Raw genomic sequence first — 21,430 nt, 5'->3', positions numbered from 1 at the left:
AATTTTCTCATGGAGTCGCCGCAGTATGTGCAGCACCATTCATTGCAGCTTCAGGCGGAAGAGCCCCTCCGACTGTAGTAATGCTTGCATTAGTCAAGTTGTCTTGCTATCATAAAGACATAGGGATAGACTACACACCGCGTAAGGTGCGGACTACACTATTACGCAAAAGAACGTCTTGGACCGCTAAGCCAAGACGTTTTTATTATGTCCGACCATATTATGCATATAACTTAGTGAAATGGATATAATATTAATAGATAGACGGAAAGGCCGCACGGCCGAAGCATAAGCAGCGAACGCACCTCCACGCCGGCAAGGTCCGCTAAGACACCGGCAGCATATGGTTGTGTCCCGTGCCGTGCGTACGCTTAATTCCGCCTAAAAGCCCGTTAAGGCTTTGAATAGTAACGCAACAAGCTTTTTTACCGATTCTTCGAGAGCCAGGTAAAAAAGCGCAGCGGCAACGGAAAGGACTAATTTCCGGCCGCTTTTTTTATTGCGTTTTTTCCGTTCTACGCGTTGTTTACGTGATAAAGGGATAGACTTACACCTCCCTTCCGTTTGCAGTAACGAAAGGACAGAGGCGCGTTTCTTGAAGCTGCTAGTACCAATAATAAACTAGAAACCGTTAAGCGCCAACTATTAATGTGAAGTTGAAAAGGTAGTACTTAAATGTACTGTATTAAAGTAGTACATGTATACTTTGGGTATAAGTAGAAATGTAATACAAAATTTAGATATTCTAAGTTATAATAGACGAAGCTGAATAACTCATGTACGGGTGTATAGTATCACCTCCGTGAAAGGAGGTGATACCATGTTAGTATATGAAGCACTTAGTTTAGCAATGGGGTCTGGAATGTTTATAATTGCCTTGTTGACATTGGTGCTTCTACTGATTAAACATGAATAAGCCCCCTACATGAGTTTGGTAGCCGCTTTGCAACATCTTTGCTCATGTACTCCAGTTGATAAGCCCAAAAATAGTTGTTGTAACATTCGATCACACAGTATATACTGACAGTAACAACCGATGACAGCAATGCCCTTGCTGCATGACCGGCTTGAATGTAGGTTCAATCAAACGAATACCATTGACGTTGTTCACTCGATCTTTCGTTGCCGGAAGACGAGCCGTGAATAGGGGTCAGTGAGACGATCAGTGCGCGAGCATTGTTTGTTTTGCTGGCTCTTTTTTAGTGAGAAATGCTTGATGGGGGTGAGGTCGTGATGGGAGCGTTAAAAGGAATCCGCATCATGGATGTGTCTCGCGTGCTGGCGGGTCCGTTTTGCTCGATGATCCTCGGTGACTTAGGAGCAGAAGTGATCAAGGTCGAACACCATGAATCAGGGGATGAAACGAGAGGATGGGGACCGCCTTTTGTTGGTTGAGAAAGCGCTTACTATTTGAGTGCCAACCGAAATAAACGTGGAATGACGCTGAACTTAAAAACCGAAGAAGGAAAAGAAATTTTTCGCAAACTGGCCGCTTCTAGCGATGCCATCGTTGAAAATTTTAAAGCGGGCACGCTGGAAAAAATGGGTCTGGGCTATGCGTCGTTAAAAGCGGAACATCCCGGGCTGATTATGGCTTCAATCACCGGGTTTGGGTCGTCTGGTCCCTATAAGGATTTGCCTGGCTATGATTACATCATTCAAGCGATGAGCGGTTTGATGAGCATTACGGGCGAAGCAGAAGGGAGCCCGGTGAAAGTGGGGGTGGCGATTGCCGATGTGCTGACAGGGTTATACACATGCATCGGGATTTTATCTGCATTGCATCATCGAGCGCAGACGGGGGAAGGGCAGGAACTCGATATTTCACTACTGGATTGCCAAGTATCTGCGTTAATTAATGTGGCAAGCAATTACTTATGCAGTGGCGTCGTGCCGAAGCGAATGGGGAATCACCATCCCAATATTTCCCCGTATCAAGTGTTTGCGGCAAAGGATGGCGATTTGGTCGTGGCCGTAGGGAATGACGAGCAATTTAAACGGTTCGCCGCTGTTTTGGGGAGGCCTGAATTAGCGGAGGTGCCTGAATTTCTTCATAATGAAAATCGGTTGGCGAATAGAGATCAACTGACGGCCATTTGTGAAGAAGAGCTTTTGAAAAAGGAAAAAGCCGAGTGGAAGGAGCAATTCGATGCAGCTGGTGTTCCGAACGGGCCTATCAACACCGTAGCCGAGATGTTTGACGATTCTCAAATCAAGGCGAGAGACATGGTCGTGGAGATGGAGCATCCTCTCATCGACGATCTTACAGTCACCGGCTCGCCGTTAAAATTATCGAAAACGCCCGTGACCATGAGGCATCATCCTCCATTATACGGGGAACACACCGAAACACTGCTTGAGGAAATTGGCTATCAGCCGGAAGAAATAACGAAATTTAAACAAAATAAAACGATCTAGGAGGAATTGTCATGATGAATTTCGAATTAACAGAAGAGCAGCAAAGTGTAAAGAAGATGGTAAGGAAGTTTGTCGATAAGGAAATCATCCCCAATATTCAGGAGTGGGATCGGAAAGGAGAGTTTCAACCGTCGATTTTAAATCGATTGGCCGAGCTGCAGCTCATGGGGGTCTGCATCCCTGAAGAATACGGGGGCGCTGGCATGGATTATAATACGCTGGCGATTGTCTGTGAGGAGTTGGAGCGGGGCGACACCGCGTATCGTACAGCCGTTTCTGTTCACACAGGGTTGAACAGCATGACGTTATTGCAGTGGGGAACCGAGGAGCAAAAGCAGACGTATTTGACCCCGCAAGCCGAGGGTCGGAAAGTGGGCGCTTTTGGACTGACAGAACCCGACGCAGGGTCCGATGTAGCGGCGATGAAGTCAACCGCTGTTCGGGATGGAGATCATTACATTCTGAATGGATCGAAAACATGGATTTCCCTTTGTGATGTGGCCGACCACTTCCTTGTTTTTGCAAAAACCGATGGCGATGTCGCTCATAAAGGCATTACGGCCTTTATTGTCGAACGTGATTTCGAAGGCGTGGAAACGAAGGCGATCAAAGGGAAACTAGGCATTCGCGCTGGCAATACGGGCGAAGTCTTCCTAACCGATGTCAGAGTCCCTGTGGCCAATCGCTTAGGGGAAGAAGGGGAAGGGTTTAAGATTTCCATGTCGGCGCTCGATAGTGGTCGATTTACCGTCGCTGCGGGAGCGGTCGGTTTAATAGAAGCCAGCCTTGAAGCGAGCCTGAAATACTGCCACGAACGAAAAACGTTTGGAAAAGAAATTGGCAAACATCAGCTTGTCCAGCAAATGATTGCCAAGATGAGTTCGAATCTTGAAATCTCCAAACTGCTCGTTTTTAAAGCAGGATGGTTGAAAAACCAAGGCAAACGAAACACGAAGGAAACCTCCCTCGCGAAGTGGGTTTCCTGCAATGCCGCGTTTGAAGCCGCGAATGATGCCGTCCAAATCCACGGGGCGTATGGCTACTCGGATGAATACCCGGTAGAACGCTTTCTGCGGAATTCCAAAGCCCCAGTCATTTACGAAGGCACAAGAGAAATTCATACGATTATGCAGGGAGAATACGCGCTTGGCTACAAGGAAGATAAGCCGCTTCGCAAATCATTGCCGGCATGGCCGTTTGAACAAGCGTCTGTCCCGAACTAAGGGAAGGCAGTGAAGAATCGGCACGATCTCTCGTACATCAGTGAAAAAAAGGAGACCCATGATGAACACCTATTTCATTGCAGGACACGCCAAGCTTCCACAAGGGATGGCAGCTAGAAATCTATACGATTCCATTACCATCACATTGGAGCTAGATTTTACGTACGGAGTGATTGTCGATTCTTCGTGCACGCTTGCCACAGAGCATGGGCGTGCGTATATTCGGCAACTGTTACGGGGCTACTGTCTAAACGATGGCGTGGAGAAACTGATAGAAAACGTGCAGACCCATTACCGCGGAAAAGCAGGCCAGGCGATTGAGGCCGCTTTGAAGGATGTGTATCTTCAGTTTGAGCTGGTGGCAAGCAAGGAATGAAAAGGATGGCTCGCCAGCGTTATGGCTGGTGAGTGTGGGTTTGTCTCGTAAAACATTTAATGCTGATCGTCTTGGGTGCAGGCTGTTATTTCGACAGAATGGACAAATGATAATGCTTTAGGAATATAGTCAAATGAAATGTTAGCAGCACTAGTCGATTAGGGGAAAGGCAATCCCTATCAGCGCACGATCCATGTTATAATCGCCGGGTAAGGTCATAACGACCTTACCTTTCACGTTCCCTCTCGTGGCTGTATAGGGAGGGGGTGGTAGTATGTTAGAAGGTGTAGCCCTCTTTGTTGTAACAAGACTTTTAAAAAGCTTTGGAACAGCAAAAAAGCTAGAAGAGTGTTAGCCGCACTCATTCTAGCCGGGATGCTATTGGTAAAAAAACCAAAGCATTAAAACCGCCTTACTACCAACTGTATGCAGGTTTAGCCGCCTGCATACACCCTATACAGATATTTTATCAGAGATCGTTTATTTAATCTAGTGTCACTGCAGCGTTATGGCCCGCCAAAATGGGCAGGATCCTGCTGTTTTTTTGCTGCGTTATTGATTCTTAACTCATAATATAACCCAGACTTCGCGCCTGTAAGGATACAAGCGAATAGTACAACCAGTGAGGTTCTCTTCTGAACGTCATTTTGGGCGGACAAATGTCCTAAATGTCATTCTTTTATGGAATTCTTTTATTCAACAAAATGGCTCTTTCATGGAGGGGAGTGATGTTAAAATTCATACTGAACTCAGGTTAGCAGTTTTTTTCTGATTGTCATGTTCGAAAGGTTTCAGTACCAGTACTGGCACAGCATCGCAGGAACACACGAAACAAACATCTGGCGCTCGCCTCTTCTCTACCGCAAGCAACGATGACCTTAGGCAGGACGACAGATAAACGCTCACCCCTCGACATTTCCCAACACGAAATGAATTTTCCCAATATGACCATTCTTCCTTCTTTGTTACTCTTAAACTACCAGCGAAAACTGGTAAAATACAAAGGAGGAATTGCTATGAAAAAGGGTTTAGGCAAAGTAGTAGCAGGTCTTGTTTGTGTCACGGCGCTACTCAGTACGTCGCAAGTTGCTTTGGCGGAAGAACAAAAGGAAAACTATTTAATAGGGTTTGAAGAAGAAGAAGCGGTTGAGTTATTCAGCCAGGAAGTGGAGAGTGTAGGAACGTTCTCGCTCGATGGAGAGGCTCAAGAGGATGAAGGTGTAGACGTCGACATCATTCACGATTATGATCTCATTCCCGCCCTATCGGTAGAACTAGATCCAGAAGATGTAGAGTCGCTGAGTGAAGAAAGCGGAATCTCTTATATTGAAGAGGATCATGAAGTCACAACGATGCAGCAAAGTGTCCCATGGGGGATCCAGCGTGTACAAGCTCCTGCAGCGAATAACCGGGGCTTCACTGGAGCAGGAGTACAAGTCGCTGTTCTGGATACCGGAATCGCTTCTCATTCAGACTTGAATATCCGGGGCGGAGCGAGCTTCATTTCAGGAGAGCCGTCTACGAGTGATAACAACGGCCACGGGACTCATGTTGCCGGTACCATTGCGGCGCTTAATAACTCGACGGGCGTTGTCGGCGTCGCTCCTCGTGCGGAGCTTTACGCCGTGAAAGTTCTCGGTGCAGATGGCTCAGGAAGCATAAGCAGCATTGCAAGAGGGCTGGAGTGGGCCGCCAATAATAACATGGATATTGCCAACATGAGCCTTGGAAGTGCTTCACCAAGTATTACGCTTGAGCGAGCGGTCAACCAAGCGACAAATCAAGGCGTCCTCGTCGTGGCGGCGTCTGGGAATTCAGGGGCTAGCAGTCTCTCCTACCCGGCGCGCTATCAAAACGCGATGGCCGTTGGCGCCACTGATCGGAACAACAACCGTGCCAGCTTCTCTCAATACGGTGCTGGACTCGACATTGTCGCTCCGGGCGTCGGTGTTCAGAGCACCTACCTTGCCAACCGCTACGCGAGCTTGAGCGGAACATCTATGGCAACTCCACATGTGGCTGGTGTGGCGGCGCTCGTTAAGCAGAAAAACCCTTCTTGGAGCAATAGCCAAATCCGCAATCACTTGAATTCGACTGCGACAAACGTAGGCAACGCTCAATTTTATGGAAATGGGTTAGTCAATGCTGATGCTGCGACACGGTAATAGGTAAGAGTGGGAAAAGGAGCCGGGATGTCCGGGTCCTTTTTCTAGTGATAAGGGGCCCATTCTTACTCAGCAAAGCCCTAAGCTTTTGTCCGCATGGGAGTTACAACTCGTGACGTTTGCCTACAGCCACCCTTGTCCACACTTAAGGAAGCGTCTTTGTTTCAAGGATGTTACGAAACGTGAAAAACGATGGCAACCAGCGTATAAATCTCCAGCCGCTGTGAGGGTTTGTGTAACTTCGGTGCGTTTGGTTTTGGGTGAAGGGGCTGTGCGATATACTGTTAGAAAACGCTGGATACGAGCGAGCAAAGGAGGTGACGACCATGAGTGAACGAGTGAAATGGATTGATGCAGCGAAGGGACTCGGGATTATTCTTGTGGTGATGAGCCACGCGCCGATTGAGGATTCACTAAGAGCCTTTCTGTTTGCGTTTCATATGCCGTTGTTTTTCTATTTATCAGGCGTCGTTTTCCGGCCTCGTGATGTTTCAATCGGGGCGTTCATGAAGAAAAAGGCACGGAGTTTGCTGTTGCCGTATTTGCTATTTTCGATTGTAACCTATATGATTTGGTTTTTCGCAACGAGGCATTTTCCGTTTACATCTGGAGAGGGCGTCAACCCTTTGGTCCCGCTGTCTGGAATTTTCCTTTCCACCCCGGAGAACTACCAGCTGACGTACAACCCGGCGATTTGGTTTTTGACGTGCTTGTTCGTGGTTGAGCTTTTGTTCTTTCTTTATTACCGTTTGAGCGGGGGGCGTTTTCTTGTCCTTTTCCTTCTTCTTTGCGCCATTGGTGGCTATGGTGCGTCCGTTATGGACCTGTATGTGCCGTGGAATGGGGTTGTGGCGGTGACGGCTGTGGTGTTCTATGGCTTAGGGTTTTTAACGAAGCATCTGTGGCGCCACGTTTCGTGGGTGAAGGTGCTTCCACTGATCACAGGGCTCCTCTTGTTCACAAATTACATTCAGTCGTTAAACAGTGAACGGATTGATATGAGGGGCGCTGTGTATGGGGAGTTTGGCTACTTTTATCTTGCAGCCTTTGCTGGGATGGTCGCCACGATTCTTCTCTGTATGAAGCTAGAGCGTTCGAGCTTTCTTATCTTTTTAGGGCAGAATTCGATCGTGATTCTTCTGCTTCATTTTACCGGCCTTAACCTTGTGAGGGCGTTGGTGCATTATGGGTTCGGCTACGAAATCTCAGCCACGACAAGCTTGCCGTGGACCCTGTTTTACACCGCGTGTACCCTTCTCTTGATGTGGCCATGTATCAAACTGTTGAAGAAGATCCCATGGGTGTTGGGAAAATCGCCTTCCACACCCGTGCGGTTGCCGAAAGCGAGAGGGAACATGGTATCAAGTGATGCATAGAGAGAGCAGGAACATTGAAACGTCAATGTTCCTGCTTTTTTCTGTGTGAGAATTCCAGGCAAGCGACAGAGGTACCCTGGTATATATGGTTTCCCCTTTTCCCTTCTCGCCCCCCTCCTATCGTTCGTTCCCATCAATTTTCCCAATAATAGTATTCTTCTTTTTATGGTACTCTGAAACTACCAGTGTAGCTGGAGAAAGCGAGGAGGAAATGGGATGAAAAAAGGTGTAGGTACGACAGTAACAGGCCTTGTTTGTGTCGCTGCCTTAATCGGTACGTCGCCAGTCGCTGTCAATGGAGCGTATGCAGAGTCGGCGACTCCCGATGGGAAGGTGCCTGAAGAAAACAGTCAAGACTCGAAAATTCTCTACTCCCCAGAGGAAGCGGACGTTTCGGTGCAAACGCAGCGTTCTGCTGAAAGGAGTGACGCGGATGCAGCCAAACGGTTCTTAGAGTCCAATAAACAGATGTTTGATATGCAGAATCCGATGCAGGATCTGGACGTGCTTGAAGAACATACGGATAAACAGGGAATGTCCCATATTCGCTTACAACAAACGAAAGATGGAATACCTGTAGAAGGCCATGAAGTGTTGGTTCATTTTGATGAAGAGAATACGATTCAAACAGTGAATGGCCACTTCCATTCAGAAATCGATCAATTGGAAATGAGCTCCGAAGATGTCACTGTTTCAGAGGAACAGGCCGTTACTATCGCTCGGGACGCAGTCGGCGCTCCTGAGCGTTTAGAAGAAGACCCTACGGCAGAGCTTGCGCTTTACCCGTTAGGCGATGAAGGACATTTTGTCTATAAAGTCAATGTGAATTTCATGTCGAACGATCCAGGGAATTGGTTTGTCTTTGTGGATGCTGTCGAAGGAGACGTGTTGGACAAGTATAATACGATCTCTCATATGGCAGAAGCCGCTGGGTTGGAAGACGATGGGGTAGAAAACGGGGGGAGTGAACAAGAAGAAGGGTTCTCCTTTAATAGTGGTTCGCCTTTTACACCGGACCCTAGCCAGTATCGCTCTGCCGCCGGGCCTGGATCTGGCGTGCACGGCGAACACCGGGTGCTTGATATTTCTCACAAAGCAGCAGAAAATGGGCCGGGGCGAGCCTTTACACTATTTGATTTTTCCTTTTCTGACATGGATGGGATCTTGACCTATGATTTTGAAAACGAATACCCAAGTGCAGACTTTTCGTTGCCAGGGGTGCCTTATACGAATTCCAATGCCTCCTTTAATGACGAAACCCATGCTGCTGCCGTTGATGCTCATTATAATTCAACCGAAGTGTATGAGTATTTCTTGGAGGAACATGGCCGTAACTCGCTTGATGATGAAGGGATCTCTGTGGTATCGACCGTTCGTTACGGCGAAGAGTTTAATAATGCGTTTTGGAATGGAAGGCAAATGACCTACGGGGATGGAGACGGCGAATTCATGGTTCCTCTCTCAGCGGGTCTTGATGTGGCGGCTCATGAAATGACGCATGGCGTGATTACCAATACGGCAGGACTTGTCTATCGCTTTCAACCCGGGGCCGTGAATGAAGCCCTAGCTGACATCTTTGGTGTCTTGGTCGATGAATCTAGCTGGGATATCGGCGATGATATCATGGCACCTGCTGCGATTGCAGACGGTCGTACGGCTTTACGGAGTCTCGAAGATCCCGGTAAGTTTGAAGTCAATGAAGCGTATTGGGAATATGGAGATGGCTCAGGGGTGTACCCATCCCACATGGATGAGTATTATGACTTGCCAATTCAACTCGACAATGGTGGGGTTCATATCAATTCTTCGATTATTAATCATGCCGCCTATCTCATCGGACAAGACATCGGACGAGAAGATCTTGGGCAAATTGCTTACCGTGCGTTAACGACTTATTTAACGGCTCTCTCCGATTTTGACGATACTCGTTTTGCTTTCGTTCAGTCGGCGATCGATCTCTACGGGGAGGACAGCGAGCAAACGGAAGCGACGAAAGATGGGTTTGATGGTGTAGGAATTGAATGAATTGGAACAAAGGAAGCTCCCGGCTTAAGGTGGGAGCTTCCTTTTTGTATGGGCGCTTCTCGGTTCTGGACCTGTGTTTCACGTGAAACAAATCCAACATTCAGCGGATGAAAAACGTCGTCTCATCTCTTTCTCTTCAATTGGTTTATTTTGGGTTGTTTGGTATAGTAACAATGTACAACGATTGCAAGGGAATAGAAAAAGGGTGAGGCCGCTGTTCGACGTTGGGTTGCTATTTATCTCGTATTGGTTTGGATGCGTAAACGGAGCGTATTATGTGGGAAGGCAAGTGGGGAAGCAGGACGTGCGAGAGCTTGGAAGTACAAATGCCGGTGCTCGAAATGCGGGACGGGTGTTTGGGAAGAGGGCGTTTGTTCAAAAACGAATCGATTCGATCGAAAGGGACTTGGAATCCATGAGGAAACAAAAATGTACTGAAACGACTTCAGCATCATTATATGATCTGGCCCGTTGCTATTGCCGAGCAAACGTAAAATACAGGAAGGCGATGAGAACAAGTGGTTCATCCTTTTTTAGCAATCCTTTTAATTGTAGCCGTGGTTGTTGCTGATGTGATTTGGTTGGATCATGACCAAAAAAGATGGGGGTGGCTTAGGAACCGATCAAAGGGAGCAAAAATCCTATTCTTCGCTTCTTTTATCGCAGTTATAACCCTGGTCTATGCTGTAGTCAGTTTGCCTTACATGGGTTAACATTCACTGGCAATCAATGTGCAATCAGCTTAACCGTAATGAGAAGTTATGGCTAGCTCTGTCTCAAGCGGTCGTATAAATCAGATAAGTGATTCAATCCATCTTTTGCAAGGGGCAGGTGTATAAAAACATGGGGAACCGAAAATCACTTTACACCTTAGCGATACTGATTTCTCATGCAGGGGTTATTGTCTTAGCGATTCTTTACACAAACGAGACGAATAAGACGATCACAACTCCAGAATTAATTGAGGAATTACTTGTTGAAGATCATCTGCAGAATGTTAATAGTGAGGCTTCCATCGATTCGCTTTCGGCAATCCAGGATTATATACAATCGGAAGACTTCAAGAGCTCAACGAACTACCTGGAGTTAAAGGGGAACGGAACGAACTATATTGTCCAATTTCGATACGAGGAAAATCGCGAAATTCGCATAATGGACGTTGATGACGTTGCTAACGAGTAGGGGCAAAAAAGCGCCTATTCTTATTTGGGAGAAGTTGCCCTTCTTATTCACCCATTCCTTGCAGGGTTTACTAACTATCAAAAAAGGACCCTCTACTCTTCCAGAGGGCCCTCTCTCCGATGGTTGCTGCAGATTCCTCGCCCTCCAATCAGACGAGGCTTCCACCTTCCTCTCTATACTTCAACATGCCTTCTGCCGCCCGGTAGGCAAACGCTCCGACAGTGCCTGTAGGATTGTATCCGCCGTTGTGGGCGAAAGCAGAAGCTCCGACCACGAATACATTTTCTGCCTCCCACATTTGGAAGTAATTATTGACGGCCGATGTTTCCGGGTCGCTTCCCATAATCACCCCGCCTGTGTTATGAGTCGTTTGGTAAGGGACGATATCATAGTGCTCCAAATTGTCTCGTTCATTGATGTGCGAGGCACCCATTTCTTGCATAATCTCATCTGTCACTTTTCCAATATAGTTAAACAGGTTTCTGTCTTGGTCCGAGTAATCATAGGTCATTCGCAGGAGCGGAAGACCATAAGCATCTTTGTATGTCGGATCAAGATCTAAGTAGTTGTATGACGTCGGCATCGAAGCTCCTTGGGAAGTGATGCTTAAGGAACGGGTAAAGTATTTCACGGAATCGTCCTTAAACTGTGCTCCCCAACTCGGGGTATCGTTCGGCACATTGTTCACTTGGATTGGCCTGTTTCCAGACTGGTTAATGGCAATGGTTCCGCCGTGAATGAAATCCAGGTCGGAATGGTCAAAGTTGTCCCCGTTAAAATCATCCAGCGTTGCGCCAAGAGCCCCAGCGCCCATGAACGTGTTGAATTGTTCCTCTTCAAAGAACCCGACAGAGCCAGGGAGAATCTGGTAGCAATAATTTTTCCCGATCACACCCCGCCCTGTTTCCGGATCATAAGGACGTCCAAGGTTGGACGTGAGAAGGAGGCGTGCATTGTTCATCACATAGCTTGTTAACACGACCATATCTGCAGGCTGGATGAATTCTTCCTTGGTTCTGACATCGACATATTTGACCCCCGTGGCTTTGGTTCCATCGTGGAGCACTTCCGTGACATTGCAGAAATTCCGAAGGTCGACGTTGTCTTGTTCCTTGATAAAAGGAATGACTGCAACGGTGGGGTCTGATTTTGCCCCGTATTCACAGCCAAACCGCTCACAGAAGCCACAGTACTGGCAGGCAGCAAGGTTGGCCCCGTATTGGTTTTCATACCCCTGACTCAAGTTCCCTGAAGGCATATGGTAGGGATGATAATTGAGAGATTGAGCGGCTTCCTTAAACCTGGCTGTTACGGGGGTCTCCTTCATCGGAGGGGTTGGGTACGCGTTGGCGCGATTTCCCCCTAGTGGGTTTTCTTCGCCGCTAATGCCTGCCGCTTTTTCAAACTCATAGAAATAAGGTTCTAATTCATCATAGGTGATGCCCCAATCTTGAAGTTGCAGGCCTTTGATTTTTCCTTCTCCATATTTCTCGATCGTCTTAGAGCGAATTTCAAAGTCATATGGGAGGAAACGATAGGTTTGCCCGTTCCAATGCACACCGGAGCCTCCCATGCCTTCACCTAGTAAAAAGGAGCCTAGCTGCCGCATGGGCAGGGCGGTTTCCCTGGCATGGTTGCGAAACGAAATGGTTTCCTTTGAAAGATCTTGCATCAATTCATAGCGAATGCCATAGCGAAGCTCATCGTGAACCACATAATAGTCTTGCAAGTCTCTGCCTCGCCCCCGTTCAAGAGCAACGACCTCGACGCCTTCTTTTCCGAGCTCAGCCGCGAGAATACTGCCAGTCCATCCCATCCCCACAACAACGGCTTCTGTTTTTGGTAATGTCTTTGCCATGATTTATCCTCCAATAGTCTTAGTCTGTATACGCATGTAAGCCCGTTGGCTCAATCTCGACAAATTCTTCCGATTCAATTTGATCGATATAAGCCATCTGATGCCCAGGGAAGCTCTTCATTCTCCATCCATCCATATTTTTGTTGCCGCCGTAGGCAGGGTCTGCATAGACGCCTTCCAATGTCGCGGCGCGTAAAAGAGAGAAGAAGGTGTTTGACGTCACGCCATGGAGTTCCACCTCGTTGGTTTCAAACGCTTGAAGCACTTCATCCTTTTGTTCCTCTTCTAGCTCGACAAACGAACCGGCATCATAGGTATCTCTCGTGTACGTTTGCAGTGCCTGAAGGCCAACGTCGAACACTTCATGCCGTTTGAGCGGGGATTGGTAGCCCTGGTAATCGGAACCCGGTGAAAAAGGCCCTTGCATGTATTCCCTCGTGTTGTAGCCCCACGCTCCAGCAAGCTGGTGATCAATAAAAAAAGGAACGCCGAGTGCGATTGCGCCTGGGCCACTCTCTGTCTCAGGAAAAATCCTCTCCACCGCATCCGACAGGACCGAAAACATTTCATAGTTCGTGAAATAAAGCGGGGCTTCCTGGTGGTTGATCTCGTTATGGCCTTGCTCCTCACCGTTCCCTCCATCGCCGGCAATCTGCCCTTCTCGAGCATTCACCCCGATCAATCCACCAACCAGGCCGCCACCAACTAACCCACCAGCCACTAGTCCAGAGTTCCGGATAAATTTTCTACGGGACATTTTTGCGCCGTTTTGCTTTTCTGTCATCGTATCCCTCGTTTCCTTTCTCGTCGTTTGCTTGAATCATCCATCTGCCCTCAAGTTTCCCCAGAAGGAGGGATTTATACATAAATGGTAATGGTCTGTCTCAGACATTCGTTTCCTCTCCTCTATTCGGCAATGACAAGTCACAAGAACGGAGCGAAGCTTGGCGTAAGGATCTGGAATACGATGCACGAGCCCCGGGATACGGCACACCAGACCTATATAGAAGCGGTGCCGAAACGCACGATTCACTTGGATCCTCGATGAATGAACTTCTCAGCGGAAGCCAATCATAAAGACATCAGACATTACGGGAGGGAACCTTATGATGCAAAACAGCGTTCTGGGAAAATCATTGGCAGCGTGGAGGCAAGCGTTTCCACTCCTTACCGATATCATCGCCTTAAAACCGGTGTTTTGGGAGAATCCTTTTGCGAAGGATACTGCTGATTGGACGGATCTTCCTGTACGCGAAAGCGATATATGGGAAGCGGAGGCATTATGGCAGCGGTTCGCCCCTTTTATCGAAAACGTATTTCCGGAAACGAAAGCCGCTCATGGAATCGTCGAATCCCCGCTTCGGCCGATCCCCCACATGAAGAAGGCAATGGAGAACTATTATCACGAGCGTATAGCCGGCGATCTTTATTTAAAATGCGATAACGAACTGCCGATTGCGGGTTCCATCAAAGCGCGCGGTGGCGTGTATGAAGTGCTGAAGCACGCGGAAACCTTAGCGACTCGACATCAATTGATCACGAAAGGGCAAAACTATGAGCAATTTGCCTCCCCTGCGTTTCAAACGTTTTTCAGCCAGTATTCCATCGGTGTGGGCTCCACCGGCAATCTCGGGCTTAGCATTGGCATCATGAGCGCCGCGCTTGGGTTTAAGGTGGAGGTTCATATGTCGGCGGATGCCAAGCAGTGGAAAAAGGATTTGCTTCGGGAAAAGGGGGCCCATGTCTACGAATACAAAGCCGATTTCAGCAAGGCGATTACGCAAGGAAGAGCGTTGTGCAAGCGGGAACCGAGCTGTTATTTCGTGGATGATGAACACTCACGCGATTTATTTCTTGGCTACAGTGTAGCGGCGTTACGGCTGAAGAAACAACTGGAGGCGCAGGGCATTGCTGTCGATGAGGAGCATCCGCTATGTGTGTATTTGCCTTGCGGGGTCGGAGGGTCACCGGGAGGCATTACCTTCGGGCTAAAAACCGTGTTTGGAGACGACGTCCACTGTTTTTTCGTTGAACCGACGCACTCTCCCTCTGTTCTCATGGGACTTTTAACAGGAGAACAAGAAAAAATCAGCGTCCAAGACTTCGGGATCGATAATGTTACAGAGGCGGACGGGCTGGCCGTGGGAAGGCCCTCAAGTTTTGCCACCGGCATTAGCAAGAGGCTGAGCAGTGGGCATTATACGATGGAGGATGACGACCTGTTCATTCTTCTTGCGTTGTTGATGGATGCAGAAGGCATGAAAGTCGAGCCCTCGGCGGCGGCCGGCTTGCAGGGGCCGATTCGTTTAGGGATACATGGCGACAAAAAGATAGACCAGGCGACCCATATTGCCTGGGCCACGGGAGGAGCGCTCGTTCCCGAGGAAGAGATGAACGGGTTTTATAAAAAGGGAAAAGCATTGATGAAGGAGACGTAGGGGGAGAAAAGAGCGAGGGGAGCCTCGCGCTCTACCTTCCGGGGTCATAGAATTTGGATAAGGAAAAGCCTCGTCCAAGGATTTCCGATGCGTTAAGGAAGACGACAAAGGCAGAAGGTTCTTGCTCCCGTAACACTTTTTTTAAATAAATGGCTTCTTGCTGCTCAACCACACAGAGAATCATCGTTTTTTCTTTTTCCGAAAAGCCGCCCGTCGAGCTGATTTTGGTTAGGCCGCGATCAATTTCATCCTTAATCATGGCCTGAATCCGCTCTTCTTGTTCCGTAATAATAAGGACGAGTTTGGACGGGGAGGTTTGCAGTTGAACAAAATCAATCACTTTGCTCGTCACAAAAATGGACATCATCGCAAATAACGCCAGTTCCAAGTTGAAAACAAGAGCTGAAGTGACAACAACAAACCCATCCACGAATAGCTGCGAATAGCCACTCGATAATCCTGTGTACTTCTTAACAATCTGAGCGACGGTCGCCAGTCCTCCCGTTGATCCCTTTCCACGGTAGACAATGCCAAGTCCTACGCCTAAAAAGATGCCCCCATAGATAGCGGCCAGCAATGGATTCTCGATGTAAAGGGGAAGATCCGTACTAAGCCATATGGTAAATGGAACAAAAAAGGTCCCCACCAACGTCTTTAAGCCAAAATCCTTCCCGAGAATGAGAAACCCGGCTACAAATAGCGGAATGTTAATCAACCATTGTACGTAGGCGGGGTGAAACTGATAGAGTTCGTAAAGGATCGTACTTATCCCAGAAACCCCGCCTGCGGCAAGCCTAGCGGGCAGTAAAAAAATATTAAAGGCCAAACCCACCAAAGCAGAACCAATGAGAATCGATACGTACTCCATGAACACTTTCTTCTGAGCGCTATGTATTGTCATCTTGATCGTACCCTTTCTTTGAAACTCCATGTTATCTTACCATAAATGAAGGACGGGACTGAATCTCCATGGGGAATAGCCTTCAAAAGCGAAAAAGGGAAAGGGGTAAACGCTTCCCGATTGCCAACAAAGATGCAGCCCTCTTGAGTAGGAGCGGCTGCATTTGTTTATTTTCTTTTAGTTTAGGGTCATTTTTTAAAAGGGAACACTTGTTTCTGTTGATGAGGTATGCTATCTTGAACATAGGAACCTCTCTTAAAAAGGTCATTACGGAATTGTTTGAACCGTTTATGTTATTTGTTGCTCCGGATTTATATGAAAAACTGGAGTGGAGCAAAAAACCTGACTCTCTGGAACAAGAGTTTCAGCGCATTTTCCCGGTGAAAAAAGGCACCAAGTATAAAAGGAGGTGAGCTATATGGATGAAACCATGTTTCCTGACCCCCCGACATTAAAACCTTTTCTTGATGAGAAAAGGGAGGAAGGAAAAAAACAAAGGACAATAGAAATAGCCAAGGCGATGTTGAAAGAAGAGCTCCCACTGGAAACTGTTATGAAAGTGACAGGCTTGAATGAAAAAGAGTTGGATGAAATAAAGTGCATGCAACTAAAAAAACATGCGCATGATGACCAATGAATTCAATAAGGACGAATGTATCGAAAATCTGAGCACCTATTTATAGATAATTTCCTCACTATGACATCACAAACAATTTTTTTCTGCCAGAAGCCGGAAGGACTAGAAAACATCCGCACATAGATGATCAAGGAATTATTAAAAAAGAAGCTTCGATTCCTACCGTATCGGTGGGGAATATTGGGAGATGGTCATCAATGGTACCGGTCTTTTCACGTGGGTAACCTTTCGTATATTTTTTCTTAACATTTACTCCTCAGAGCTGTGCATAGAGGTATAATCCTTTTAAAAAAGGGAGATTATTGGTATACTAAGTAATGGATAGAAAAAATAACGTTTCTGTCTTTAGAAGGAAAGGGCATATATGGATAATAAGTCTATGCAAGCTGAAGTTTCAAGTTATATCGGGAAGCTGTTAAGAGATAACTTTGGGAAGGGGCCATCTTCTGTTTACGTTTCTTTAAGAAAGCCTTTTGTCACGATGCACCTGAGAGACTTTCTGGCTCCAATGGAACGGGTGTTAATTTCTCAAGACAAAGCGATGAAAGTGGAAGAAACAAGAGATCTCCTTATGCAAGAGATGATCCCTGAAATCAAAGCTACCTTAAAAATCAGCCTAGGGATAGCAGTAAAAGAAGTATATTATGATTGGTCTCTTCAAAACCGCTCAGGTATATTGGTCTGTATCCTAGATGATGAAGAGGAAGAAGAACAAAAACAACTAGAGGATTATCCCAAAAAAGAAGCGGTTCATCAAGAGATCAGCCGCGTGAGCAAACAGGCTGAGAAGTTACCGGGGTTTGTAGATTCTTGTTTCCTTAATCAGCGAACGCTTATAGTAGTACGAACAGGCATATTGGTGAGAATTGAAAAAGAGCTGATTCAAAACGGGTTTGAAGAACCTCTGAAGCTTTCTAAGAGACGTTTGGAGAAAAGTCTATTGCATGGCAGCAACGCTGAAGACATTCTTCAAGCAAGCGTAGCAGATATCTTTGTAGACTGGGACTTTAAACTGGATAAAAGCTATATCCTATTTATTTTACAACCAAAGAACAAGTAGGTGGAAATGAGCCGGACAAATAGCGCCGGACATAAGCCGAAAAGGATCAACCTATATCCTTTTCGGCTTTTTTGTTGTGATTAAAAAAGGGCTCCTAAGATCAACCTTCTTAAATTGAAAAACATGCGGAGAGGAGACTACATAATGAAATATCTTATCGACAACTCAACGCAACTTATTCATCGTGCGAGCCAAGCAGGAGATTCGTGTAATTTTAACACGAGTCCGCCTAAACAACGAGAAAGTACTCAAGATGAAAACTATGTAAATCAATTGATCAAGGAAAAAAACTATAGGAAATGTGATCAATGTCACTGTTACTGTTTGTGATTCACTTTTGCAAAACAACCGGACTGAAAAACGGATGCTTATGTTTTTCTCCAAGTTTAGGCCTTGTTATAACCGGGTACTTTAAGGAGGTCTTTTCGTAACACTAAACATAGAGGCTTTCTTTTTTAACGAACGGAGGGGTTTGATGAAAAGCGATGATTCACCAAGTAAAAAGTCACTCGTTGACAAAAAGATAGTGATTCCTTCACTATCGATTGTCATTATAGTTAGTGCTTTTTTTGCCATGTATACGAATCAATCGATGACATTATTGGACAACATCTTTAATTCAATCGTCGACATGTTCAAGTGGGGGTACATATGGTATGCCATTGTGATTCTTGGTGCTGGGTTGTATCTAGCGTTTTCAAAGTATGGCAAGGTGGTTTTAGGAAATCCGGCAGAAAAGCCACGGTTTACCTTATTTGAATATGCATCGATCTTAATTGCCATGGGTCTTGGCGCAACGATTATGCGCACGGGAATGACTCAGTGGAGTGAAGTGGCTACCGACCCGCCGTTTGGCCTGGAAGCAGGGTCGATGGAAGCGATCCTTGCAGGGAATTCGTACAGCATGTTTTTGTGGAGCTTCCAAACCTTTGCCGTCTTTGTCATGGCCGCCCCTGCGATGGGTTACATCTTACATGTTCGCAAAAAACCGAAAATGCGCATTTCCGAAGCATGCCGCGTGCTATTCGGAGACACGTTTACCGACGGCCTCGGTGGGATTGTGTTGGACACGTTATTCTTGGTCAGCATTCTAGCGGGGGCTGCGGTGACATTAGGCCTGGGAACGCCGATTGTCACGCACAACCTAGCGGAATTATTCAATATCGAAGTCACCTTTATCTTAACCGTGATTGTCACGCTTGTCTGGGTGGTAGTCTTTTCGTTCAGTGCCTATGTCGGCATTGATAAAGGCATCAAACGATTGAGCACGCTCAACATGTACCTTGCAAGTGGTTTTGCTTTACTAATTCTATTCGTTGGTCCTGGTATCTTTATTCTTGATTATTTCACCGATTCTGTTCGTTATTTGTTTTCAAGTTACGTCGATTTTTCCCTTTATACGAACTCGCTCGACCTAGAGGGCGGCACGCATATTGAAAGCCATACTGTCTTTTGGTTTGCGTACAATGCGACGTGGGCGATGCTGCATGGGGTATTCGCGGCGGTCGTCTCCAAAGGGAGAACCATTAAAGAAATGATTCTGACGTATTTACTTGCGCCGACCCTGTTATCTTGGGTCGCTACAGGGCTTCTTGGCGGGCTAGGGGTCCATCGGTCTCTCACAGACATGGTACCCGTTTTGGATATTGTCCAAGACCAAGAGCCAGTCGCAGCTGTTCCTGCGATCCTGTCTTCCTTGCCTCTGCCGGAAATCGCCATCGTCTTGTTCGTCGTTATCGCCATGATTTTCTTAGTAACCACATTAGACTCCACCACCTATACGATTGCGACGTATATGTCCACGCAAGACATGAGCAGACGAACGCCTTCGCGGTATCTCCGAATCTTGGTCGCTGCGGTGATCACAGTGCTTGCCCTCACGCTTATGAGCGTCGGCGGTCTGGCCCCGCTTGAAGTGCTTTCTGGCATTATGGGGATTCCGATTATTGTCATTCAGATTCTTACAGTGTACGCAGCCATCAAAATGATGAACCAAGACCGTGCGTGGGTGAACAATGTGAGAAAGGAAGACAAGTGAGCGAAACATCGATGAATGGAGGAGAGCAGCCCCCCTTGGCCGCTCGTTCTACTTTTTGTTTGTATGTATCGGTTAGAGAAGGCTCGAAACTCACCGTTGTTCCTTGCTCAAATAATGGTAGAATAAAGGGAGATTAAATGTTAAAAGGGGAGGCTGCACATGCCTGCATCAAAACAAGAATTACAGCCTATAATGGATGAAGTGTTAAGAAGGAAAGACGAGCTGGCGGCTATGCCTCCGCAGCACAGCAACGTGAGCAATGAGACGCTGAATGAGCAGTTGACGCCGTTTAGAATAAAATTGATTGAAGCCTATGCACGATCGACGACAACCAGTCCAAAAGAATCGGAAGAAACCATCCAAGAGTTTGGGACAAGCATCTCAGAACTCCTTGTACAATTACAGCTTCCTTTGGATGTGGGACTAAATGAAATCGCGTATTACCGAGACATTATTGGAACCATTATTAGGGATGAGGCGGTCAAGCAAGACATGACGGTAAACGAATTCTATACCATTGTTTCAGAATTTAACATGGTAGTAGACCAAGCCGTTCTAATCGTGAGTCGTTCCTACATGAAGGATTTTCATCACACGATTGAGGCCGCAAAGTATGCGATTGATGAACTGTCTGTTCCGCTTGTACAGCTTACGGGCGATACAGGCGTGATTCCGATCATTGGAGAAATTGACACCAATCGGGCGCAACATTTAATGTCGAACGCGTTGGAAAAAGGTGCAGAACTCAACTTAAACCGGATCATTCTGGATCTTTCAGGGGTCAGCATTGTGGATACCATGGTCGCGGGGCAAATCTTTAAAGTGATGGATTCCCTAAATCTTATTGGAGTCACTACGGCCCTTAGCGGCGTCAGACCTGAGGTTGCCCAAACCATGGTTCATTTAGGTATTAACGTGCAGGGAAAGGTCTATTCCAATTTACGAAAAGCGATTGAAGACAAACAGGTCATACAGTAAACGATTAGCAACCCAGGCCCCTGACAAAGTCAGGGGCTAGTTTGTTAGGGAAAAAACCATGAATTAATCCCTTTTCATACTCATCTAATTAGATTATAATCTAATTATAAACAACAACGGAGGGTCTTTCATGCAACTGAACCGGCTCGTGAATTTTCATAAGACGCTAGGAGACAAAACGCGGATTCGCATCATTGCCCTTTTAAAAGGAGGTCCGCTCCACGGCCAGGCGATTGCTGGCAAGTTGGGCTTAACGCCGCCGACCATTTCTCACCACTTAGCCAAGTTAAAGGAAATTGATGTCGTCTACCAGCGGCGTGAGAAGAACACGATTTATTTTCATTTAAATGAACGCAAGTTGGAACAAATGGCAGGCGCCATCATTCGCATAGGAGGAGAAGCGATGTTTGAAACATTTGAGGTCAGCGAGGAAGAGAAAGCGAAAACGATACGAAACTTTACAATGAGCGATGGACGAATCAAAACGATCCCGGCCCAGCGGAAAAAGAAGCTGATCCTATTAGAGTACATGCTGCGGGGACTGGAGCACGGGAAGGCGTATAAAGAGAGCGAAATCAATACGCACATCCAGCGGTTTCACGAAGACTTTGCCACGATTCGGCGGGAATTTGTGATGGCACAGTTCCTATTTCGCCAAGACGGCATCTATGAGCTCAATCCAACGGAAATGTGGCCTGTGTAAGCAGGTCTTCTTTTTGAATACCTAGTTAGATGGATATCTAATTCTAAAAGGG

Annotated in this window: 18 protein-coding genes and 1 pseudogene; 16 read left to right on the top strand and 3 right to left on the bottom strand. The window is 46.8% G+C overall.

The features are described from left to right. Positions 1–820: 820 nt before the first annotated feature. From AVZ68_RS21075 to AVZ68_RS13305, 9 genes and pseudogenes are all read left to right on the top strand, one after another. On the top strand, positions 821–916 hold the full coding sequence (locus AVZ68_RS21075; protein ID WP_082676593.1) for a putative holin-like toxin: 96 nt from the start codon (positions 821–823) through the stop codon (positions 914–916). Between the two features lie 314 nt (positions 917–1,230). Beyond that, positions 1,231–2,418 (top strand): annotated as a pseudogene (locus AVZ68_RS13340) (CaiB/BaiF CoA transferase family protein). Between the two features lie 14 nt (positions 2,419–2,432). Continuing rightward, positions 2,433–3,641 carry an acyl-CoA dehydrogenase family protein gene (locus AVZ68_RS13335; RefSeq protein WP_059105105.1) on the top strand — a complete coding sequence of 403 codons (1,209 nt, stop codon included), beginning with the start codon at positions 2,433–2,435 and terminating at the stop codon, positions 3,639–3,641. A gap of 61 nt (positions 3,642–3,702) precedes the next feature. Then, a complete protein-coding gene (locus AVZ68_RS13330) occupies positions 3,703–4,017 on the top strand; it encodes a DUF3870 domain-containing protein (RefSeq protein WP_059105058.1) in 315 nt (104 codons plus the stop codon). A gap of 1,016 nt (positions 4,018–5,033) precedes the next feature. Continuing rightward, positions 5,034–6,182 carry a S8 family peptidase gene (locus tag AVZ68_RS13325; RefSeq protein ID WP_059105057.1) on the top strand — a complete coding sequence of 383 codons (1,149 nt, stop codon included), beginning with the start codon at positions 5,034–5,036 and terminating at the stop codon, positions 6,180–6,182. Positions 6,183–6,508: 326 nt separating this feature from the next. Further along, complete coding sequence (locus tag AVZ68_RS13320; RefSeq protein ID WP_082676591.1) at positions 6,509–7,558, top strand: acyltransferase family protein; 1,050 nt, start codon at positions 6,509–6,511, stop codon at positions 7,556–7,558. A gap of 216 nt (positions 7,559–7,774) precedes the next feature. Beyond that, positions 7,775–9,583 carry a M4 family metallopeptidase gene (locus tag AVZ68_RS13315; protein WP_059105056.1) on the top strand — a complete coding sequence of 603 codons (1,809 nt, stop codon included), beginning with the start codon at positions 7,775–7,777 and terminating at the stop codon, positions 9,581–9,583. Positions 9,584–9,656: 73 nt separating this feature from the next. Then, on the top strand, positions 9,657–10,154 hold the full coding sequence (locus AVZ68_RS19900; protein ID WP_367576338.1) for a glycerol-3-phosphate acyltransferase: 498 nt from the start codon (positions 9,657–9,659) through the stop codon (positions 10,152–10,154). Between the two features lie 272 nt (positions 10,155–10,426). Next, positions 10,427–10,765: a hypothetical protein gene (locus AVZ68_RS13305; RefSeq protein ID WP_059105054.1), complete on the top strand. Its 339-nt coding sequence runs from the start codon at positions 10,427–10,429 to the stop codon at positions 10,763–10,765. 148 nt (positions 10,766–10,913) lie between these two features. Here the strand turns inward: AVZ68_RS13305 and AVZ68_RS13300 are convergent, their stop codons facing one another. After that, positions 10,914–12,623: a GMC family oxidoreductase gene (locus AVZ68_RS13300; RefSeq protein ID WP_059105053.1), complete on the bottom strand. Its 1,710-nt coding sequence runs from the start codon at positions 12,621–12,623 to the stop codon at positions 10,914–10,916. A gap of 19 nt (positions 12,624–12,642) precedes the next feature. Continuing rightward, positions 12,643–13,407, bottom strand: a complete 765-nt coding sequence (locus AVZ68_RS13295) for a gluconate 2-dehydrogenase subunit 3 family protein (protein ID WP_059105052.1) — start codon at positions 13,405–13,407, stop codon at positions 12,643–12,645. A 322-nt stretch (positions 13,408–13,729) separates the two neighbouring features. Here AVZ68_RS13295 and dsdA point away from each other — a divergent pair, with 322 nt between their 5' ends. Beyond that, complete coding sequence (gene dsdA / locus AVZ68_RS13285; RefSeq protein WP_281176624.1) at positions 13,730–15,061, top strand: D-serine ammonia-lyase; 1,332 nt, start codon at positions 13,730–13,732, stop codon at positions 15,059–15,061. 31 nt (positions 15,062–15,092) lie between these two features. On the opposite strand, the gene AVZ68_RS13280 is transcribed toward dsdA, so the two are convergent. Beyond that, positions 15,093–15,962: a YitT family protein gene (locus AVZ68_RS13280; protein ID WP_059105103.1), complete on the bottom strand. Its 870-nt coding sequence runs from the start codon at positions 15,960–15,962 to the stop codon at positions 15,093–15,095. 236 nt (positions 15,963–16,198) lie between these two features. Between AVZ68_RS13280 and AVZ68_RS20305 the strand changes: the two genes are divergently transcribed. The 6 genes from AVZ68_RS20305 to AVZ68_RS13255 all read left to right on the top strand — a co-directional run bounded on the left by AVZ68_RS20305 (position 16,199) and on the right by AVZ68_RS13255 (position 21,378). Then, positions 16,199–16,375 (top strand): hypothetical protein, encoded by a 177-nt coding sequence (locus AVZ68_RS20305; protein WP_157404663.1) that lies wholly within the window; start codon positions 16,199–16,201, stop codon positions 16,373–16,375. Positions 16,376–16,380: 5 nt separating this feature from the next. Beyond that, positions 16,381–16,599: an Rpn/YhgA-type helix-turn-helix domain-containing protein gene (locus tag AVZ68_RS13275; RefSeq protein ID WP_059105050.1), complete on the top strand. Its 219-nt coding sequence runs from the start codon at positions 16,381–16,383 to the stop codon at positions 16,597–16,599. A 364-nt stretch (positions 16,600–16,963) separates the two neighbouring features. Next, the gene (locus AVZ68_RS13270; protein WP_059105049.1) at positions 16,964–17,659 is read left to right on the top strand and encodes a Na-translocating system protein MpsC family protein; all 696 of its coding nucleotides are present in this window, start codon (positions 16,964–16,966) and stop codon (positions 17,657–17,659) included. A 475-nt stretch (positions 17,660–18,134) separates the two neighbouring features. After that, positions 18,135–19,697, top strand: coding sequence for a BCCT family transporter (locus AVZ68_RS13265; protein ID WP_059105048.1), 1,563 nt, complete (start codon positions 18,135–18,137; stop codon positions 19,695–19,697). A 159-nt stretch (positions 19,698–19,856) separates the two neighbouring features. Further along, positions 19,857–20,675: an STAS domain-containing protein gene (locus AVZ68_RS13260; RefSeq protein WP_059105047.1), complete on the top strand. Its 819-nt coding sequence runs from the start codon at positions 19,857–19,859 to the stop codon at positions 20,673–20,675. 130 nt (positions 20,676–20,805) lie between these two features. Continuing rightward, a complete protein-coding gene (locus tag AVZ68_RS13255; RefSeq protein ID WP_059105046.1) occupies positions 20,806–21,378 on the top strand; it encodes a DUF2087 domain-containing protein in 573 nt (190 codons plus the stop codon). Positions 21,379–21,430: the final 52 nt, after the last annotated feature.

The organism is Shouchella shacheensis, from assembly GCF_001484965.1.
GTDB lineage: Bacteria > Bacillota > Bacilli > Bacillales > Bacillaceae_D > Shouchella > Shouchella shacheensis.
The sequence above is the reverse complement of the archived record's forward strand: the minus strand, read 5'-3'. Positions and strand labels throughout refer to the sequence as shown.

Coding starts and splice junctions, on each gene's coding strand:
- AVZ68_RS13330 (WP_059105058.1), top strand. CDS start 3,703: ATGAACACCTATTTCATTGCAGGACACGCCAAGCTTCCACAAGGGATG.
- AVZ68_RS13255 (WP_059105046.1), top strand. CDS start 20,806: ATGCAACTGAACCGGCTCGTGAATTTTCATAAGACGCTAGGAGACAAA.
- AVZ68_RS13275 (WP_059105050.1), top strand. CDS start 16,381: ATGGATGAAACCATGTTTCCTGACCCCCCGACATTAAAACCTTTTCTT.
- AVZ68_RS13325 (WP_059105057.1), top strand. CDS start 5,034: ATGAAAAAGGGTTTAGGCAAAGTAGTAGCAGGTCTTGTTTGTGTCACG.
- AVZ68_RS13335 (WP_059105105.1), top strand. CDS start 2,433: ATGAATTTCGAATTAACAGAAGAGCAGCAAAGTGTAAAGAAGATGGTA.
- AVZ68_RS13305 (WP_059105054.1), top strand. CDS start 10,427: ATGGGGAACCGAAAATCACTTTACACCTTAGCGATACTGATTTCTCAT.
- AVZ68_RS13260 (WP_059105047.1), top strand. CDS start 19,857: ATGCCTGCATCAAAACAAGAATTACAGCCTATAATGGATGAAGTGTTA.
- AVZ68_RS13315 (WP_059105056.1), top strand. CDS start 7,775: ATGAAAAAAGGTGTAGGTACGACAGTAACAGGCCTTGTTTGTGTCGCT.
- AVZ68_RS13265 (WP_059105048.1), top strand. CDS start 18,135: ATGAAAAGCGATGATTCACCAAGTAAAAAGTCACTCGTTGACAAAAAG.
- AVZ68_RS13295 (WP_059105052.1), bottom strand. CDS start 13,407: ATGACAGAAAAGCAAAACGGCGCAAAAATGTCCCGTAGAAAATTTATC.
- dsdA (WP_281176624.1), top strand. CDS start 13,730: ATGATGCAAAACAGCGTTCTGGGAAAATCATTGGCAGCGTGGAGGCAA.
- AVZ68_RS13320 (WP_082676591.1), top strand. CDS start 6,509: ATGAGTGAACGAGTGAAATGGATTGATGCAGCGAAGGGACTCGGGATT.
- AVZ68_RS13270 (WP_059105049.1), top strand. CDS start 16,964: ATGGATAATAAGTCTATGCAAGCTGAAGTTTCAAGTTATATCGGGAAG.
- AVZ68_RS21075 (WP_082676593.1), top strand. CDS start 821: ATGTTAGTATATGAAGCACTTAGTTTAGCAATGGGGTCTGGAATGTTT.
- AVZ68_RS13280 (WP_059105103.1), bottom strand. CDS start 15,962: ATGACAATACATAGCGCTCAGAAGAAAGTGTTCATGGAGTACGTATCG.
- AVZ68_RS13300 (WP_059105053.1), bottom strand. CDS start 12,623: ATGGCAAAGACATTACCAAAAACAGAAGCCGTTGTTGTGGGGATGGGA.